This is a genomic window from Xanthomonas arboricola pv. populi (assembly GCF_002939945.1).
Taxonomy (GTDB): domain Bacteria; phylum Pseudomonadota; class Gammaproteobacteria; order Xanthomonadales; family Xanthomonadaceae; genus Xanthomonas; species Xanthomonas arboricola_A.
This window is the reverse complement of record NZ_MDEB01000001.1, coordinates 1,142,019-1,160,737: the sequence shown is the minus strand read 5'-3', so window position 1 is coordinate 1,160,737 and position 18,719 is coordinate 1,142,019. Positions and strand designations below refer to the sequence as shown.

At 65.2% G+C, this 18,719-nt stretch carries 10 protein-coding genes; 2 read left to right on the top strand and 8 right to left on the bottom strand.

The annotated features are described in order from the left end of the window. The first annotated feature begins 432 nt into the window (after positions 1-432). Positions 433-3,096, top strand: a complete 2,664-nt coding sequence (locus tag XaplCFBP3123_RS05620; RefSeq protein WP_172453084.1) for a TonB-dependent receptor — start codon at positions 433-435, stop codon at positions 3,094-3,096. A 181-nt stretch (positions 3,097-3,277) separates the two neighbouring features. On the opposite strand, the gene XaplCFBP3123_RS05615 is transcribed toward XaplCFBP3123_RS05620, so the two are convergent. Next, positions 3,278-4,510: a multifunctional CCA addition/repair protein gene (locus tag XaplCFBP3123_RS05615; RefSeq protein ID WP_104533097.1), complete on the bottom strand. Its 1,233-nt coding sequence runs from the start codon at positions 4,508-4,510 to the stop codon at positions 3,278-3,280. Positions 4,511-4,968: 458 nt separating this feature from the next. Further along, complete coding sequence (locus XaplCFBP3123_RS05610) at positions 4,969-6,942, bottom strand: transglycosylase SLT domain-containing protein (protein WP_104533096.1); 1,974 nt, start codon at positions 6,940-6,942, stop codon at positions 4,969-4,971. Between the two features lie 271 nt (positions 6,943-7,213). Here XaplCFBP3123_RS05610 and XaplCFBP3123_RS05605 point away from each other — a divergent pair, with 271 nt between their 5' ends. Beyond that, complete coding sequence (locus XaplCFBP3123_RS05605) at positions 7,214-10,093, top strand: TonB-dependent receptor (protein ID WP_104533095.1); 2,880 nt, start codon at positions 7,214-7,216, stop codon at positions 10,091-10,093. A 734-nt stretch (positions 10,094-10,827) separates the two neighbouring features. Here the strand turns inward: XaplCFBP3123_RS05605 and betA are convergent. The 6 genes from betA to XaplCFBP3123_RS05565 form a co-directional block, all read right to left on the bottom strand. Continuing rightward, positions 10,828-12,498 carry a choline dehydrogenase gene (gene betA, locus XaplCFBP3123_RS05590; RefSeq protein WP_104533094.1) on the bottom strand — a complete coding sequence of 557 codons (1,671 nt, stop codon included), beginning with the start codon at positions 12,496-12,498 and terminating at the stop codon, positions 10,828-10,830. A gap of 172 nt (positions 12,499-12,670) precedes the next feature. Then, on the bottom strand, positions 12,671-14,143 hold the full coding sequence (gene betB / locus XaplCFBP3123_RS05585) for a betaine-aldehyde dehydrogenase (protein ID WP_104533093.1): 1,473 nt from the start codon (positions 14,141-14,143) through the stop codon (positions 12,671-12,673). A 40-nt stretch (positions 14,144-14,183) separates the two neighbouring features. Beyond that, positions 14,184-16,163 (bottom strand): choline BCCT transporter BetT, encoded by a 1,980-nt coding sequence (gene betT, locus XaplCFBP3123_RS05580; RefSeq protein ID WP_104533092.1) that lies wholly within the window; start codon positions 16,161-16,163, stop codon positions 14,184-14,186. Positions 16,164-16,300: 137 nt separating this feature from the next. Next, positions 16,301-17,038: an endonuclease/exonuclease/phosphatase family protein gene (locus tag XaplCFBP3123_RS05575; protein WP_104533297.1), complete on the bottom strand. Its 738-nt coding sequence runs from the start codon at positions 17,036-17,038 to the stop codon at positions 16,301-16,303. A gap of 49 nt (positions 17,039-17,087) precedes the next feature. Continuing rightward, positions 17,088-17,903 carry a thiol:disulfide interchange protein DsbA/DsbL gene (locus tag XaplCFBP3123_RS05570; RefSeq protein ID WP_104533091.1) on the bottom strand — a complete coding sequence of 272 codons (816 nt, stop codon included), beginning with the start codon at positions 17,901-17,903 and terminating at the stop codon, positions 17,088-17,090. A 91-nt stretch (positions 17,904-17,994) separates the two neighbouring features. Beyond that, positions 17,995-18,645 (bottom strand): thiol:disulfide interchange protein DsbA/DsbL, encoded by a 651-nt coding sequence (locus XaplCFBP3123_RS05565; RefSeq protein WP_104533090.1) that lies wholly within the window; start codon positions 18,643-18,645, stop codon positions 17,995-17,997. Positions 18,646-18,719: the final 74 nt, after the last annotated feature.

Here is an 18,719-nt window from a genome sequence, read left to right as displayed (position 1 = left end):
ACATCAAAGCCTGCAACACACCCTGCATCGCAACATCCGGCTGCGCAACCTTGTGGCATCAGGTCGCTACGCGCAGTGGTCTGCTCATCGAAGCAAATGAATGCGGTCGCGATCGCGCTGTCATTCCAATATCTGCATCGAAGCTGCGGTTTCAGGCATAAAACCGGCGATGTGTGGCAGCGAGTTGACAGCCCCGGCCGCGAAAGGCACCTTCGCTGATAACGTTGTCAGCGAGCAGGAGCCACTTCTGAATTCTTGAAAACGTTGTCGTCCGGCCGCTGGCCGGACCGGCGCTGACCCGCATGCCGCCACGTCGGTGCGGGACGCTGCTCGCATCCGGCACAGGGGACGGAGTGCGGGCATGTCACGCGCATCGCGCGTTGTCGTGCAACCACCTGGTTGCCACCTGACATCCGTCAAGAGGTCTACGCAATGCCGTCTTCCCGTGTGTTCGAGTTGTCCCGTCACGTGTTCTGCCATGCGCATCCGCTACGTCGCACGCCGCTGAGTGCTGCAGTCCGCAGCCTGTTGATCGGTGGCGCTGCCCTGGCAGGTATTGCCGCGTTGCCTGCAGGTGCGCAGGAGCAGGCTGCAGCCTCGCAAGAACAGGCACCCGCGCAAACCAATCCCTCGGTGTCCACGCTGGACGAGGTCAAGGTCGTCGGCTATCAGGCCAGCCTCGGCAAGGCACTCAACGTCAAGCGTAATGCCGATGCGATCGTCGATGCGATCAGTGCCGAAGACATCGGCAAATTCCCCGATACCAACGTCGCCGAGTCGCTGTCGCGCCTGTCCGGCATCACCGTGGACCGGCAATTCGGTGAAGGCGAGAAGGTCAGCATCCTCGGCACCGATCCGGCGCTCAATCGTGTGCTGCTCAACGGCCAGACCATTGCCTCCACCAGTTGGGGTGGCGACCCCAACGACCCGGACAGCCGCTCGTTCAACTACAGCACGCTGGCGCCGGAAGTGGTCGGCCTGATGGAGGTCTACAAGACACCGGAGGCGCGCATCGACGAAGGTTCGATCGGCGGCACCGTAATCGTACACACGCGCAAGCCGCTGGATCTCGAGCGCAATACGCTGACCGGCACGGTGAGCTACGGCTACAACGACCGTTCCGACGAAGGCAAGCCGAACGCGTCAGCGCTATACAGCTGGAAGAACCAGGATGAAACGTTCGGTGTACTCACCTCGGTGATGCATTCGCAGCGCGTGCTGCGTCGCGATGGCGTGGAGATCTTCGGCTACGACGATGTGCAAGGTGCAGGGTTTCCGCCGGCCGTGATCGGCAATAACACCGGTGTGTTTCCAACCTCGATCAATACCGCCTTGTTTCAGCAGACGCGCAAACGCGATGGTGTCAGTGCCGCGTTGCAGTGGAAGCCGGATGCCGATTTCGAGCTCAACCTGACCGGCCTGTACGTCAAGGAAAGTTTCGACAACTACAACCAGAGCCGCTACGGGTACTGGGGCTCCAACCCTGGCGATGCGCAGGCGCTGGGCTTCGAGAACGGCGTGGCGACCTCGGGCACCTTCGGCGATCAGTCCACCACATTCCTGGATGGCTACCTGCGCAACAGCGATGTCAGCACCGGCAGCATCCATCTGCGTGCCGACTGGCACGGCGACGGCTGGAATGCGTCCAGCCAGGTGGGCTACACCAGTTCGCAAGGCGGCGCCGAGCGCATCTACGGCATCCAGTTCCGCAACCTGGCCGGTTACAGCTACAACATCGACGGGCGCCGCACCGCGATGGACTACAGCACCGACCCCACCAACGCGGCGGCGATGCAACTCAACAACGCCTCCGCCAGCCACAGCCCGCAGTACGACAAGGAGCGCTACCTGCAGCTGGACTTCGACCATGCGGTGGAGTGGGGGCCGTTCACGCAGATCCTGACCGGTATCAAGCTCACCAATCACGCCACCGGGCAGTCGGCGTACAGCCGCACCTGGACCCCGAACGACGGCAGCACGCTGGCCGCGTTCTCGCCGGGAACCACGCCGTCGGGCTATCTGGACGGCTTGTCGACCAGCGCCGACATGCAGCGCTGGTCGACCATCAACAGCGGCGCCATCAGCCAGTACATCGGCGGCCTGGAAGGCGATGACGGCTTGCCGATCAGCTACGCCGGCAACTACAGCATCGAGGAGCAGAACCGTGCCTGGTTCCTGCAGGGCAATTTCTCCGGCGAGCGCTATCGCGGCAACATCGGCGTGCGTTACGTGCACACGCGCGATTCCACCGATGGTTTCAGCTACGCGCCCGGCGGCGGCTACACGCCGGTCAACTTCCTCAACAGTTACGGCAAGTGGCTGCCGTCCTTCAACATCGCCTACGACCTGCGCGACGATCTGATGCTGCGCTTTGCTGCCTCCAAGGTGATCGCACGGCCGCGCTATACCAACATGACCCCGTACGTGGCCACCGACGACACCACGCTCACCGCGTCCACGGGTAATCCTGGATTGAGTCCGTACGAGTCCACCAACCTGGGCGCATCGCTGGAGTGGTACTTCTCCGACAGCAGCCTGCTCAGCGGCGAATTCTTCTCGCGCGATATCTCCAACTACATCCTGACTACCGTGGAAGACCGGGTGTTCTTCAACAATGCCACCGGCGGCTCCAGTACCTACCAGACCTCCGTGCCGACCAACGCCGGCGATGCCAAGGTGCGCGGCGTGGCGCTCAACCTGCAGCACAACTTCGGCAACGGCTTCGGCGTGGTGGCCAACTACACCTATTCCGATTCTAAAACCGATGGCGATTACAGCCTGCCGTACAACTCGCGCAACGCCTACAACATCAGCCCGTACTACGAGCAGGGCAAATGGAGTGCACGGGTGAACCTGGGCTGGCGCTCGGAATACTTCACCCAGATCGGCCGCCTCAACGGGCAGCAGATGACCGACGCGTTCACCCAGGTCGATGCCTCGTTCGGCTATCAGGCCACCGAGCGGCTGCGTGTGGCGCTGGAAGCCACCAATCTGCTGGACGAAACCTACTTCAGCTATATCGGCAACAAGAACCAGCCGTACTACATCTACAAGAACGGCCGCTCTTTCATGCTGAGTCTGAATTTCAAGCTGTGACGCCTGGCCGGGCGGCTGCTCGCGTGCAGCCGCCTTGTTGAATGGCAAACACCCCACGTGTGCCCTGCATCCCTGACGTCGCCCGGGATGGGTGTTCGCCAGCCCGGAGCGGTGCAGTCATATTTGCCTGGCGCTCTCGCATCTACGTTGCGTTGCTACAACGGTATGCGCGACGCCTCGGCTACGCGCTGGTCTTGCGCGCAGCCGCAATCGCCGCAATCCGTGCCTTCGCCAGTGCCTCGCCGATCTGCGGGCCTTGCAGGCCTTCTGCGGCCAGGTCGCGCGCATTGATGGCCAGCGCAGCCGCATGCAGGCGTTTGAGTTGTTCGCCCTGTGGATATGCGGCCTCTTCGCTGCCCAGCCGGCCACGCTTGTCGGCTTCGCAGACCAGCGCGAGTTGTGCGATGCGCTCGGGGCGGCGGAACGCGTCGCAGCGCACCAGCAGCTCGTGCACGGTGCGGTCGCGCAGTTCGGCCAGGCGGTGCACGTTCAGATGTTCGCGGCAGGCGGTGATGGCAAGATGGCGATAATCCTGCGGCACCTTGAGGCGCTCGCACAATGCCTGCAGCGGGGCGACACCGCGCTGTTCGTGCATGATGTGGCGCGGCCACTCCTCCGGCGGCGTGAGCGCCTTGCCCAGGTCGTGGGTCAGTGCGGCAAAGCCCGCCAGCGCATCGCCGGGCGCCAGTCGCGCGGCCATGTCGCTGACCATCTCCTGGTGAATGCCGGTATCCACCTCCGGATGGAACTCGGCACGTTGCGGCACGCCATACAGCGCGTCGATTTCGGGCAGGATGACACGCAACGCATCGGTGTCGTGCAGCGTGCGCAGAAATGCCGACGGCTGCGCACTCTCCAAAACGCGGCGTAATTCCTGCCACACACGTTCGGGGACCAGGCTGTCCAGTTCGCCGCTGGCGGCCATCTGACGCATCAGTGCTGCGGTCTCTGGCGCAATAGTGAAACCAAGCGGCGCCAGCCGCGCCATGAAGCGGGCAGCGCGCAACACACGCACGGGATCTTCGACAAAGGCCGGACCCACGTGCCGCAGCACGCGCGCTTGCAGATCGCGCGCGCCACCATACGGATCGAACAACTCGCCGGTGTCCTCGTCGCGCGCAATCGCATTGATGGTGAAGTCGCGGCGCAGCAGGTCTTCTTCCAGCGTCACCGACGGATCGGCATCCACCACAAAGCCGCGATAGCCGCGCCCGGACTTGCGCTCGGTACGCGCCAACGCATATTCCTCGCCGCTACGCGGGTGCAGGAACACCGGGAAATCTTTCCCCACCGGTTTGAAGCCCAGGCGTTCCATCTGCGCCTGACCGGCACCGACCACGACCCAGTCGCGGTCGCCAGCGGGTTGGCCAAGCAGGGCATCGCGGACTGCGCCGCCAACGAGATAGATCTTCATCGCAACATGATGCCCGATGCGGTGCGCGGGTCGAAACACCATGCATCAATTGCTGTGGGATTTCCGCGCAGCGTTTTGGAATGCCAGGTGACGCCAACATGCAAATCTCGGCAGCTGGTCCCGATTGGTCAATGCGGGTCATTCAGTCGTAGCGCTGAGAGCGGCGTATCTGCGGCTTGGCTGCAGGGCCCTCGCCCGCCCACCATCGCGGGACACGCCGTGAATCCGTCCATGGAGGCTCTTACGCGGCATCCATGCCGCGTAAGGTCCCGCGACGGTGGGCGGGCAAGGACCAGTCGAGATGGTCGGTGTGCATGGGGCAAGCACTGCCTGGAACGCGTTGTTCGGTAATGGCGCGCCCACCCAGCTCTCGCACCCGTGGCCGAGCGACAACCACCCCCAACCGCGCAAGCGCTACCACCTCATCCGGCGGTGGTGCTTGTCGGCTGACTTGAAGCTCAGTCCTGCGCCGCGTTAGTGGTCGTCTGGCCTGCCGTGCAGACCGGCTTCAGGCGCTTGTCCACCAGCTTGCCCATCAGGCGATCGCTCAGCGGCAGCATGTCGCCGTTGAGTTGCCAGTCGTAGATCACGCTGAAAGCCAGCACGCGTGCGACGTACTCGCGGGTTTCCTTGTAGCTGATGGTCTCGATCCAGAAATCCGGCTCGAAGTTGGGCCGTTGCGATTGCCAGCGCCCGGTCGGCCCCGGGCCGGCGTTGTAGGCGGCGATGGTGAGGTAGGGCACGCCGTAGGTATTGAGCAACTGGCGTAGATAAGCGGTGCCGATGGCGATGTTGGTGTCCGGCTCGTACAGGCTGTTTGCGCCCGCGTAACCCGGCAGGGCGATGCCCTTCGCCACGGCCGCGCCGGTGCCCGGCAAGACCTGCATCAGGCCCATCGCGTTGGCAGGCGAACGCGCGCGTGGATTGAAGATGCTTTCGGCACGGATCTCTGCTGCCACCCAGGCCGGATCGATCGCGTTCTTGGCCGCTTCGCGGCGAATGCTGTCGTCGTGATGCAGCGGAAAGCGCAGCGCATACAGGCGTTGTTCGTCCGGCTGCTTGCCGAGCGCGAACACTGCGCGATCGAACCAGCCGTTTTCGCTGGCCACCTGCACCGCCAGCCGCCGCTGGGTGTCGTCGAAGCGGCTCGCGGCATCGTTCCACTCGGCCACGGCCCAACCGGGGCGGTCGATCTGGAACAAGGCGATCGCGCGGATCAACGCCGGATCGCGCGCGACGGCGGCCTTGGCCTGCGGGTTGTCCTTGGGCTCCCACGGACACAGCCGATAGGGCTGCTGCAGGCGATCGGCGGCCAGGAAGCCGTGGAAGGTCGGCGATTGCGCGGCTGCGCGATACAGCGGCTGTGCGGCTGCGGCCGCGCCGGTCTTCTCGGCCAGGCGCGCTTCGAAATACTGCCAGCGCGAATCGCTGCGCTGGGTGGCCGGCATCTTGCGGATCGCCGCCAATGCAGCCGGCCAGTCGCCACGCGACATCGCTTCGCGCGCACGCCATTCGTGCAGGCGCTCGTCGTATGAGGCATCGGGGACCGCATTGAGGCGACGCGCCGAATCCGGCAGATACGAGGCCACCGTCCATAGCGCGATCTGGTACAGCACCTGCCCGCGCTGCGCCTCGCTGAAGCCGAGCGCGCTGGCCAGCTGCGGCAACTGCTGCTCGGCCGCGTCCGGATCGCTCTTGGCCAGCTTGGCCAGGCCGTCGACCACGATGCGACGGCTGCGCTCGGTCTTGGGCCAGCTCGATGCACGTGGATGCACCTTGTCCAGAAACGCGGCGTAATCGTTAGCCAGGGCCAGATCGGCCGCCGGCAGGCCGCGCGCGGCCGTGCGCATCACCGCAGGAAGCTGTGCATCGGCGGCCGCCTCCACGCGTTCCCAGCGCAGCGCCGGGGTGAGTTCGCCCCGCGCTTCCAGCCCGGCGACCACCGGATCGCAGGCGTCGGGCAGGCCCTTGCCGCCACGCCATAACGTCAACGCATCGCGGCTCCACTGTGCATCCAGCTTGCCGGTCGCCTGGCGCGCGGTCAGCTGCGCGCAGCGCAGGCCCAGGTTGTCGGTGGGCTTCCAGTTGGCCAGCAACGTGTTCCAGTCCTGGCGGCGCGCAACCGCCGGCAACCAGGTGCTGCGGAAGCTCTCGGCCACCGGCTGGCCCGCATAACGCTGCAGAAATCCCTGCGCCTGCGTGTTGGAGACGTTGTCGATGTTGCGCTTGAGCGTGGCAAATTCCAGCCAGCCGTAGAGCGGGTGGCGGTTCAACGCGCCGAGCTGACCGGCATCGGACTGCCCGCGCTCTGCAGCAGCGATGGCATCGCGCATGGCGGTCAATTGCGGGTCGAGGCTTTGGGCATGCAGCGCCGTGCTGCCAAGGCACAGCAGGCCGACGAAAACAGTGGCAAGACGGGGGGCGTAAGTCATTGCGCGATGATACCGAAGCGCGCCTGCGCGCCTGAGTGAATGCGCACCAGATCGGTACCAACCGACGCTGCCGGCAGCGACGGGCGTGCAATGCGATGCAAGTGCGTACCGCGCATGCGCACCCGTGGCCTGCCGCCGCAGCGCAATGCGGACCACTTCCCACTGCGGCAAGGCCGGCTTGCGGGGCGTTAAGGCTTCGTTTAAAAGTGGGGGCGGACCGCGGGGCACGGGGGCGTGCGGACACTCAAGAATCCTTCTGGAGAGAGAAAGGATGAAGCGTCTGATTGGCCCACCTCGGTCATGCCTGGCCGTGCCGTTGTCGTTGTGTCTGGTTCCCACACTCGCCTGGGCGCAACAGCCCGAGCCTGCCTCGAGTACGCGCACGCTCGACAGCGTGCAGGTCACCGGCACGCGCATCAAGACCGCAGAGTTGCAGGGCCAGGTGCCGATCCAGACGCTCAACCGCGCCGACATCGAACGCACCGGCCTGACCTCCATCGGCGAGGTGCTGCAGGAACTCACTGCATCGGGGTCGGCGCTCAACGCCAAGTTCAACTCGTCCGGCAACTTCGGCTTTCCGCCCGATGGCGGTGGTGTGGGCGCCGGCTCGGCGCAGGTGGATCTGCGCCATCTCGGCTCCAAGCGCGTGCTGGTCCTGGTGGATGGCATCCGCTGGGTGAACGAATCCTCGGCCTCCGGCGTGGGTTCCTCGACCGACCTCAACACCATTCCATTGGCCATCGTGGAGCGCATCGAGGTGCTCGAAGATGGCGCCTCGTCGCTGTACGGCTCTGATGCGATCGCCGGCGTGGTCAACATCATCACCCGGCGCAGCTTCGACGGTGCGCAGGTCACGCTCAACTACGGGCAATACGGCAAGGGCGACGGCGCCAACCAGGGCATGGATCTGGCCTGGGGCACCAGCGGCGAGGATTTCAGCCTGTTTCTGGGCGCCAGCTACGTCAAGCAGGAACCAATCTATGCGCGCGATCGCGCGCAGGCCCGCTTCCCGATACCGGGTACCGGGTTGACCTTCGCCAGCTCGGCAACGCCGGATGGTCGCTTCCAGTTCGTCGACCCCAATACCGGCGTGCGCCAGAACCTCACGCCCAACGCCGGCGTCGGCGCGCCGCAATACGACGGCAGTGCCGGCTGTACACGCAGCGACGATTACCACTGCTTCGGCACCGCGGACCGCTACAACTTTGCAGAACAGAATCTGTTGCTGACGCCGTCCGAGCGCAAGGGCGTGTTTGCGCAGTTCCGCTATTACTTCAACGACGACGTGCAGTGGTACGTCAAGGCGCTGGGCAACCGGCGCGAGTCGACCAACCAGGCAGCGCCGGAGCCGATCTTTCTCGGCCCCGATGCCGGTACCGGCAATCCGCTGGCCGACAACATCGTGATTTCCGCGCTCAATCCGTTCAATCCGTTCGGCTTTGAGTTGAATTCGGCCACCAACCTGATCCAGATCGGCCGCCGCCCGGTGGAAGGCGGGGCGCGCCGCTTCGAGCAACAGGTCGACACGCAGTATTTCGGCACCGGTCTGGTGGGCACCTTCGAAGGCGCGGCGCGCACCTGGTTCTGGGACATCAACGGCATGTACAGCAAGAACAAGGCCGAACAGACCAACTACGGCAGCTACAACCTCTACAACATCAATCTGGGCCTGGGCGATCCGGCCGCGTGTGCGGCGGTGGCCGGCTGCGTGCCGCTGGATATCTTCAGCGGCACCGGCAGCATCACGCCGGAGATGTTGCGCTGGATCCAGCCGGTGGTGCGCGACCGCAGCCAGAACGAGTTGAGCCTGTTCACCGCCAACCTGAGCAGCGAGTTGTTCCAGCTGCCCGGCGGTGCGGTGTCGTTCGCCACCGGCTACGAGTACCGCAAGTACGAAGGGTCGTACCAACCCGATCCGCTCACCGTGGCGGGACGCTACAACGGTGTGCCGTCGTTGCCGACCTCGGGCAGCTACGACGTCAACGAGGCCTATCTCGAACTCAATATCCCGATCTTCGCCAATTCGTCGTTGGGCGGCAGACTCGACCTGAACATCGCTGGCCGCTATTCGGACTACTCCACGTTCGGTGGCGAGTTCACGCCCAAATACGGCTTGCGTTGGCAGGTCACCGATGAGTTGGTGCTGCGCACCAGTTACGCGGAAGGCTTCCGTGCGCCGACCATCGGCGAGTTGTTCGGTTCGGCGGCGCGCGCCGATCTGCAGTTGTCCGATCCATGCTCGATCGGGTTGGGCGGCACCGCGCCGCGCGGCAGCGCCGCCAACTGCGCATCGCTCGGCGTACCGGCCGGGTATCAACAGGCCAACCAGCAGATCTCGGTCACCACCGGCGGCAATGAGCAACTGGATCCGGAGCGCTCGCGCAGCTTCAGCGCGGGCTTCGTGTTCAGCCCGGGCTTCGCCAGCAATGCCAGCTGGTCCGACCGCCTCGATCTGGAGATGACGTTCTATCGGCACCATGTCGATGGCGCGATCCAGGCGATCAATGCGCAAACGCAGCTGGACCTGTGCGTGGATACCTTGGACACGCTGTATTGCAATGGCATCGGGCGCGCGTCTACCGGCGGCATCAATGCGTTCAACAATCGGTTGACCAACCTGGGCTCGATCAAGACCGATGGTTGGGATGTGGATCTGTTCTGGACGTTGCCGGAGACGGCGTTTGGCCGTTTCACGTTGTCTTGGCAGAACACCTTCGTGGGCCGTTACGAGGCGCTCGGTGCGGCAGGACAGCGTCAGCCGCAGGGGCCAGGCATCGAAGTGGTCGACAGCGCAATTCCCGAATGGACCAGCAATGCAGTGCTGGATTGGTCGCTGGGTAATTGGACCGCCTCGTGGACGGCGCGCCACATTTCCAAACTCACCGAGCAATGCGGCGATGCGGTGGAATTCGCAGTGTGTTCCGATGCGACCGTGGGCACCAATCGCCTGGATGCGATCACTTATCACGATGCGCAGGTGGGTTATCGCGTCGATTGGCTCAAGGGTCTGCAACTCACGGCCGGTTTGAACAACGTGTTCGACAAGGATCCGCCGCTGTGCCTATCGTGCTCACTCAACGGCTATGACGCATCCACTTACGACATTCCCGGTGGGCGCTTCTGGTATGCGCGGGTGGATTTGAAGTTTTAGTCCATCAGGTCGGGTCGGTCGTAAAGCGGAGAGCGGCTGATCTGTGGCTTGGCTGCAGGGCCCTTGCCCGCCCACCATCGCGGGACACGCTGCAAGTACGTCCCTGTAAGCTCTTATGCGGCATCCATGTCGCATAAGGTCCCGCGACGGTGGGCGGGCAAGGACCAGTCGAGTTGGTCGGTGTGCATGGTTTTCAATAAAGCACCGACTAACTTCCTGGTGCGGTGTCCTTGCCGGTTGCGGGACCGTGTGGCGGCACGGATGCCGCCACCGAGCCCCCATGGACGGGTTTACGGCGTGTCCCGCAAGCGGTGAGGGCGCCGCGCCCTCGACGCTGCGCGTTGGCTGCGGGGCCCTTGCCCGCCCACCATCGCAGGACACGCCGCAAGTACGTCCTTGCAGGCTCTTACGCGGCATCCATGCCGCGTAAGGTCCCGCGACGGTGAGCGGGCAAGGACCATCGAAGATGGTCGGTGTGCATGGCTGCAAGCAGTGCATGACGTGCGTTGTTCGGTAATGGCGCATCCGATCAGCTCCGCAACGCAACGGGATCAGAAGACAGGCTTTCAATAAACAACCTGCAAACTTTCTGGTGCGGTGTCCTCACCGATTGCGGGACCGTGTGGCGGCATGGATGCCGCCACCGAGCCTACAAGGACGTCCTTGCGGCGTGTCCCGCGAGCGGTGAGGGCACCGCGCACTCGACTCAGGGTGGCGCACCGTGTTTTCTAGCATCACCCACGCACAGGCGCATCGCCAGCCACGTAGTAGTCCGCCGTGCTGCGCGGCAGTGGCGTGCGGCCGCGCATGCGATCGGCGATCTTCTCGGCGATCATGATGGTGGTGGCGTTGAGGTTGCCGGTGATGATGCGCGGCATGATCGATGCATCGATCACACGCAGGCCCTCCATGCCGTGCACACGGCCCTGTCCGTCGACCACCGCCATGTCATCGCTGCCCATCGCACAGGAGCAGGACGGGTGATACGCCGTCTCTGCGCGTGCGCGCACGAAGGCGTCCAGCTCGGCATCGGTCTTGCAGTCTGCGCTCGGGCTGATTTCTCGGCCGCGGTAGGCGTCCAGTGCGGGTTGGGCGATGATCTCGCGGGTGATGCGGATCGCATCGCGGAATTCCTGCCAGTCCTGATCGGTGGACTGGTAGTTGAACAGGATCGACGGATGCTGGCGCGGGTCGCGCGACTTGGCATGCACGCGCCCGCGGCTGGGGGTGCGCATCGACCCCACATGCGCCTGGAAGCCGTGTTCCTTCACCGCATTGCTGCCGTTGTAATTGATCGCAACGGGGAGGAAGTGGTACTGGATATTGGGCCAGTCGAATTCTTCGCGCGTGCGGATGAAGCCGCCGGCCTCGAACTGATTGCTGGCGCCGGTGCCGGTGCCGGCGAACAACCACTGCGCACCGATGGCCGGCTGGTTCCACCATTGCAGTGCCGGATACAACGACACCGGCTTGGTGCAGGCGTACTGGATGTAGACCTCCAGGTGATCCTGCAGGTTCTGGCCAACGCCGGGCAGGTCGTGCACCAACTGCACATCCAGTGCGCGCAATAGATCCGGCGCGCCGACACCGGAGCGTTGCAGCAGCTGCGGCGAGGCGATCGCGCCAGCGCACACCAGCACCTCGCGGCGCGCATGCGCATCGATGCCTTCGCTGCTGTTGCCGACCAGGTAGTGCACGCCGATCGCGCGCTTGCCGGCAAACAGGATGCGATCGGTGGTGGCATGGGTGACGATGTGCAGGCCATCGCGTGGACGCGCCATGTCCAGATAGCCGCGCGCCGTGCTTGCGCGACGCCCGTGCGGCGTCACCGTGCGATCCATCGGCCCGAAGCCTTCCTGCTGATAGCCATTGAGATCGTCGGTACGCGGGTAACCGGCCTGCACGCCGGCATCCACCATTGCATGGAACAGCACGTTGTTGTCGTTCTTCGGCGTGGCGACGCTGACCGGGCCTTCGCCGCCGTGATAATCGTTGGCACCGATGTCGCGCGTCTCGGCCTTGCGGAAATACGGCAACACATCGCGGTAGCTCCAGTCTTCCAGGCCCGGCCGCCTGGCCCAGTGGTCGAAATCCAGCGCGTTGCCGCGGATGTAGCACATGCCGTTGATCAACGACGAGCCGCCCAGCCCCTTGCCGCGCCCGCATTCCATGCGCCGGTTGTCCATATGCGGCTCCGGCTCGGTCTCGTAGGCCCAGTTGTAGCGACGGCCCTGCAGCGGGAAGGCCAGCGCCGCCGGCATCTGGGTGCGGAAGTCCAGCCGATAATCCGGTCCGCCCGCTTCCAGCAGCAACACGCTGACGCCCGGATCTTCGGTCAGGCGCGCGGCCAGCACGTTACCTGCCGAGCCGGCGCCGATGATGATGTAGTCGTATTCGCGTTGCATGAGTTTCTCCTTGTTGCGGTGCCGGTCGAAGCGGCTTCAAAACGATTGCGCAGTGGGCCGGCGGTCTTTGTTCGAAACGGCAGCCGTCGATCCGACAGCACGATTCGCAGGTAGCGGCTCGCGCGTGTTGCCGGTGGCGCTGTGCGACTGCCTGTCAGGGGGCGTCAGCCAGTCAGAATACCGACGCGTAGCGTTCCAGTTCGACCTGGATGGATTTGGTGCGGGTATAGGCCTGCAGCGTGGCCAGGCCGTTCTCGCGACCCACGCCGGATTGCTTGTAGCCGCCCACCGGCATCGGTGCTGGTGACTCGCCCCAGGTGTTGATCCAGCAGATGCCGGCTTGCAGGCGATGGATCAGGCGATGCGCGCGCGCCAGGTCCGGCGTCACCACACCTGCGGCCAGGCCGTACGTGGTGGCATTGGCACGCGCGATCGCTTCGTCTTCGTCGTCGTAGGTGAGCAGGCTCAGCACCGGCCCGAAGATCTCCTCGCGCACGATGGCCATCACGTCGGTGCAATCGCTGAAGATGGTCGGTGCGATATAGCAGCCCTGTGCCAGTGCGCCGTCGCGCAGACGTTCGCCGCCGCACAGCAGGCGTGCGCCCTCCGCCTTGCCCTGTTCGATGTAGTCGAGCACGCGTTGCATGTGCGCGGCGCTGACCATCGGGCCGAAGGTGGTGCGCTCGTCCAGCGGGTCGCCGATGTGGATGCGTTGCACGCGTGCCAGCAGCCGCGCCTCGAAGGCGTTGCGCAGCGCGCGTGGAACGAACACGCGCGTACCGTTGGTGCACACCTGCCCGGAGCTGTAGAAGTTGGCCATCATCGCGATGTCGGCGGCCAGATCCAGGTCGGCGTCGGCACAGACGATCAAGGGCGACTTGCCGCCCAGTTCCATGGTCACGTCCTTCAGCGACGAACTCGAGGCGCTCGCCATCACCTTGCGTCCGGTCGCAGTGCCGCCGGTGAAGCTGATCTTTTCGATCTGCGGGTGTTCGGTGAGCGCGGTGCCCACGCTTGCGCCGTCGCCGGGCAGCACGTTGAACACGCCATCGGGCAGGCCGGCTTCGGTGAAGAGTTCGGCCAGCTTGAGCGCTGTCAGCGGCGTCACCTCGCTGGGCTTGAAGATCATTGCGTTGCCGGCCGCCAGTGCGGGCGCGGCTTTCCACAGCGCAATCTGGATCGGGTAATTCCACGCGCCGATCGCGCCGACCACGCCCAGCGGCTCGTGCCGCGTGTAGAAGAAGCTGCCTTCGCGCAGCGGCAGCTGTGCGCCCTGCAGCGCCTGCGCCACCCCGGCGTAGTACTCCAGCACGTCCGCGCCGGTGACGATGTCCACGCTGCGGGTTTCGCTTAGCGGCTTGCCGGTGTTGAGCGTTTCCAGCTCGGCCAGCGCGTCGTTGCGCTCGCGCAGCAGCGCCACCGCACGCAGCAGGATGCGCGAGCGCTCCACCGTGGTCAGTGCCGCCCATTGCTGTTGGCCGGTCTTGGCGCTGTCGACGGCGGCATCCAGGTCGTCGGCACCGGCGTTGTGCACATTGGCCAGCACTTCGCCGGTGGCCGGGTTGACCACCTCGAAGGTGTGGCCGCCGCGGGCGGGAACATAACGGCCGCCGATGTACAGCAACTGGTCGGGAAAACGTGGCATGACAAACCTCCTGTGGGGCGCACGCGGCAGCGGTGGCACCTCAGCGCGTGAGATGCAGGAACTGCAGGTGACGCTCGTATTGATCGATGATGTCGTTGATGATCTGCTCGCGGCTGTAACCGACCAGGTCGTAGTCCTGGCTGCCTTCGTACAGATACACTTCGGCGCGGTAATAGCGTTGGTTGCGCAGGCGTTGCGCGGCGAAAGACGGGGTGAGGTAGCCGCGCATCACCACCTGGTAGCGGAAGCCCTGCTGCTCGCCGTGGTCGACACTGATTTCCATGTCGTCGTCGTCCAGCCGGCTGCTGACCTGCCAGCCTTCTTCCTGCAGCTGCGCGGTGACCGCTTCGATCGCCGGTCGCACCTGGTCGTGCATGAAACGATAGACCTCATCGCGCGCCGGGAAATGCATCGCCTGGCCCAGGCGCTGACGCCAGCCGCGGTGATGCCGCGATTGCCCGATCAGCGGGCTGGGGCTGTAGAGCTGCGCGCGCTTGCGCTGCGATTCTTCACTGAGGGCGCGCGACAATCCCCACGCCATCAGCAGCAACACCGCGGAGAACGGCAGTGAGGCCAGCACCACGGCCGATTTCAGCGCGTCCATGCTGCCAGCCAGCAGCAAGCCTGCAGTGACCACGGCGGTGAGTACGCCCCAGAACACGCGCAGCCAGCGCGGGCCATCGTCGTGCGGCTCTCCGCCATGCGAGGACAGCGTGGACAACACCACGGTGCCCGAATCGGCAGAGGTCACGAAGAACACGAAGCTGATCGCCACCGTCACCGTGATCACCGTGCGGCTCCACGGGTAGCCCTGCAGCAGCGAATACAACACCGTCTCCGGCGCATCGATGGCCTGCTGCGCCAGCGCACCCTGGCCGTGGTGCAGCAACTGGTCCAGCGCGCTGTTGCCGAAGATCGACAGCCACGCCAGGGTGAAGCCGAGCGGGATCAGCAGCACGCCGAGCACGAACTCGCGAATGGTGCGGCCGCGCGAAATACGCGCGATGAACAGGCCCACGAACGGTGCCCAGCCGATCCACCACGCCCAGTAGAACACCGTCCAGTTGCCCAGCCAGTCGCTGCGGCCGCCGTAGGCGTACACGTCGAAACTCTTGTTGACCACACTGCCCAGGTAGTCGCCCAGATTCTGGATCAGCGCGTTGAGCAGATACTGCGTGGGGCCGGCGAACAGCATGAACAGCAGCAGCGCGATCGCCAGCAGCATGTTGATGTCCGACATCCAGCGCACGCCTTTTTCCACGCCGGAGACCGCCACCACGATCGCCGCGCCCATCATCGCCACGATCAGCGCGACCTGCACCCAATGCGCGTGCGGCACGTCCATCAAGGTGCTCAGGCCGGCGTTGAGATGCAGCACGCCAAAGCCCATGTCCGCGCCCAGGCCGAACACGGTGGCCACGATGCCCAGCGCATCCACGGTGTAGCCGATCGGCCCGTTGATGCGCTTGCCGATCAGCGGATACAGCGCCGAGCGCAAGGCCAGCGGCAGATTGTGGCGGAATGCGAAATACGCCAGCGCCATCGCTGCCAGCGCGAACACGCCCCAGCCATGCAGGCCCCAATGCAGGAACAGCAGCTGCATCGCCTGCCGCGCGGAAGCTTCGCCGCTGCCGGTGCCGCCCTGCGGCGGTTGCAGGTAATGGGTGAGCGGTTCGGAGACGCAGAAGAAGAACAGCGTGATGCTGATGCCCGCAGCGAACAACATGCCGGCCCAGGAGAGATAGCTGAATTCCGGCTCGTCGTGATCGGCGCCGAGCTTGATGTTGCCGTAGCTGGACAAGGCCACGCCGAGCACGAACACCAGGTACACCGTCATCGCCAGCAGGTAGTACCAGCCGACATTGCGCGAGGCCCAGGTCTGCGCGCCCAGCAGCACACGGCCTGCATCCAGCGGAAACAACGACACCAGCAACGCAAACGTACACACCACGGTTGCCGCCAGCACGAACACCGGCCGCAGGGTGCGCACCGGCAACGTCTGGGACTCAACCGCACTCATGCCGACACACTCATATGACGCGTATCACGTGCTGTGCTCCCAACGAAAAACCGCCTGCGTTATCGCACAGGCGGCGTCGAGGGGGTGTCATCGGTCGAGTCCGCCAGTGCGAACCCGTAGCCACATAGACGTGCGTGTTAACGCAGCAGGTGCAGCGGCACGCGGATATCCATGCCGACCGCAAGATGGTCGGAGAACGCTGCGGGAATCGCTTCGATATGTTCGATGGTGAGGCTGTCGCTGACCAGGATATGGTCGATCGCCCGGTCCGGACGCCAGCTGGGAAACGTATGCACTTCGCAGCTCGGCGGCTGCAATCGCGTGTGCCGATACAGCGCCTGCATTTCCGGCCGGTCGGCCATGCAGTTGAAATCGCCCATCAACATCGCGTTGGGGTGCTCGGACAACAACTCGGCGATGAAGGCCAGCTGCGCCATGCGCGAGTTGGCGCCCAGCGACAGATGCGCCACCGCCACCGCCAGGCCTTCGCGACCTTGCCCGAACTTGGCCAGCAGGATGCCGCGCCCGCCGATCCGGCCGGGAAGGGCGTGGTCCTGCACTTCCAGCGGTTCCAGCTTGCTGAGCAAGCCGTTGGCGCTGGAGGCGACACCGCCCATGCGGCGGTTGGGCTGGTGGCTCCAGTAATGGAAGCCGGCGCGCTCGGCCAGATAGTGGGTCTGGTTGGTGAAACCCGAGCGCAGGCTGCCCGGGTCGGCTTCCTGCAGGCCGACGATGTCGCGCTCGCCGGCCAGTTTGGCGATGCTGTCCAGGCTGGTGCGCTTGCTGCCCAGCGGCAGCGCGTGCGACCAGCTGCGCGTGACGTAATCGCTGTAACGGCGGGTGCTGGAGCCGGCCTGGATATTGGCCGTCAGCACCCGCAGGGTGCGCGAATCCGAAGCGTTCACAGGGCGGCGATCGACAGGATCACTTGGCCAGCGTGGCGCGTTCGCGCGCAATCAGGTGATCGGCGATGCGCAGCATGTCCGGGAAGCTCTGGCCCTTGACCAGGTACTTGCCGTTGACGATCAGCGACGGGGTGCCGGAGAGCTTGCTGCGGGTGGCGAACTGCTTGGCGCGGTTGGTCTTGGCCGACACGCCGAAGCTGCTCATGGTATCGATGAAGGTCTTCTGGTCCACGCCGTACTTGGCGTAGAACGCGGCGATGTCCTGCACCGAATCCTTGCCGCGCTCGCCCTTGAGGGTCTGTTCGGTATGGATGGCCTTGTACAGCGCTTCGTGGGTCTTTTCCTGCACGCCCAGGGTTTCGGCGGCGTAGAACGCGCGGCCGTAGTCGTCCCACGGACCGCCGAACATCGCCGGCACGTAGACGAAATGAACGTCCGACGGCAGGCCGGCCTTCCACGGCCCGATCAGCGGCTGGAACGCGTTGCAGGCGGGGCAGACATAGCCGAAGACCTCGGCCACTTCGATCTTGCCGGCAGCCTGCTGGTACGGCTGGCCGCCTTCGATATCCAGATAGTCGGTGCCGGCGACCGGCTCGGGGCCGTTCGGCGCGCGCGGTGCGGCGCTGGGTGCGGCGGCCGGCGGGGTGCTGGCGCTCTCGCCAACCGCAGGCGGTGCGGCGGGGTCGGCGGCCGGCGTGGCAGCGGCCGGAGCAGGCGCCGTCTCGGCAGCCGGCGTGGTGGCCGCAGGTGCGGTGTCGGACGAGCCGTCCTGGGCCTTGCAGGCGACCAGGATCGGCAGCAGCGCCATCAGCGTCAGGGCGAAGCGGGTCTTCATCGGATTGGATCTCCAGCGTGGGGCGAGGAAAGGGCCGGACGGCCGCGGGGCGCATGATGCCACGGGCGGCCGTCGGTGGCGGTTACGCGGTTCAGCGCTTGGCAGGCGCGGCGTGTTCGCGGGCGATCAGGTAATCGGCCACGCGCAGCATGTCCGGGTAATTGCGCGCACCGATCAGATAGCGACCGTTGACGATGATGGCCGGGGTGCCGGGCAGCTTGCTGCGCTTGGCGAACTCGCGCGCGGCATCGAGCCTGGCGTCGACCGCCTGGCTCTTGTAGGTCTCGATGAAGCGCTGCTGCGGCACGCCGTAGCCGGCGTAGAACGTGGCCAGTTCCTCCGGGGCGACGTTCTGGGTCGGCACGGTCTGCTTCTCGTGGATCGCCTCGAACATGGCGCGATGGCTGCGCTTGGCCACGCCCAGGATGTCGGCGGCGAAGTAGGCGCGCGCGAAGGCATCCCAGAACCCGCCGAATGCCGCCGGCACCGGGGTGAAGCGCACATAGGACGGCTGCTTGGCCACCCAGGCTTCCAGGGTTGGCTCGAGGTGCGCGCAGTGCGGGCAGGTGTAGCCGAACACTTCGACCACTTCGACCTTGCCGGCCAGCGGCGCGTACGGCTGGCCGCCGTCGATGACGATGTAGTCGTCGCCTTCGACCGGCGGGGCGTTGTTGTCGGCGGCGCAGGCCGCCAGCGGCACCAACAGCAACAACAGCAGGGACAGGCGGGAAAACAGGTTCATGCGGGCTCCGTGGGGATGGGAAGGGGAGAGCGGGAAACGACGACGCCGGTCGCGGGACCGGCGTCGTGACACGG

Bases quoted from the DNA above. Each gene is read 5' to 3' on its own strand.
- XaplCFBP3123_RS05615 (WP_104533097.1), bottom strand. From the start codon at position 4,510: ATGAAGATCTATCTCGTTGGCGGCGCAGTCCGCGATGCCCTGCTTGGC.
- XaplCFBP3123_RS05605 (WP_104533095.1), top strand. From the start codon at position 7,214: ATGAAGCGTCTGATTGGCCCACCTCGGTCATGCCTGGCCGTGCCGTTG.
- betB (WP_104533093.1), bottom strand. From the start codon at position 14,143: ATGCCACGTTTTCCCGACCAGTTGCTGTACATCGGCGGCCGTTATGTT.
- betT (WP_104533092.1), bottom strand. From the start codon at position 16,163: ATGAGTGCGGTTGAGTCCCAGACGTTGCCGGTGCGCACCCTGCGGCCG.
- XaplCFBP3123_RS05565 (WP_104533090.1), bottom strand. From the start codon at position 18,645: ATGAACCTGTTTTCCCGCCTGTCCCTGCTGTTGTTGCTGTTGGTGCCG.
- XaplCFBP3123_RS05620 (WP_172453084.1), top strand. From the start codon at position 433: ATGCCGTCTTCCCGTGTGTTCGAGTTGTCCCGTCACGTGTTCTGCCAT.
- betA (WP_104533094.1), bottom strand. From the start codon at position 12,498: ATGCAACGCGAATACGACTACATCATCATCGGCGCCGGCTCGGCAGGT.
- XaplCFBP3123_RS05610 (WP_104533096.1), bottom strand. From the start codon at position 6,942: ATGACTTACGCCCCCCGTCTTGCCACTGTTTTCGTCGGCCTGCTGTGC.
- XaplCFBP3123_RS05570 (WP_104533091.1), bottom strand. From the start codon at position 17,903: ATGAAGACCCGCTTCGCCCTGACGCTGATGGCGCTGCTGCCGATCCTG.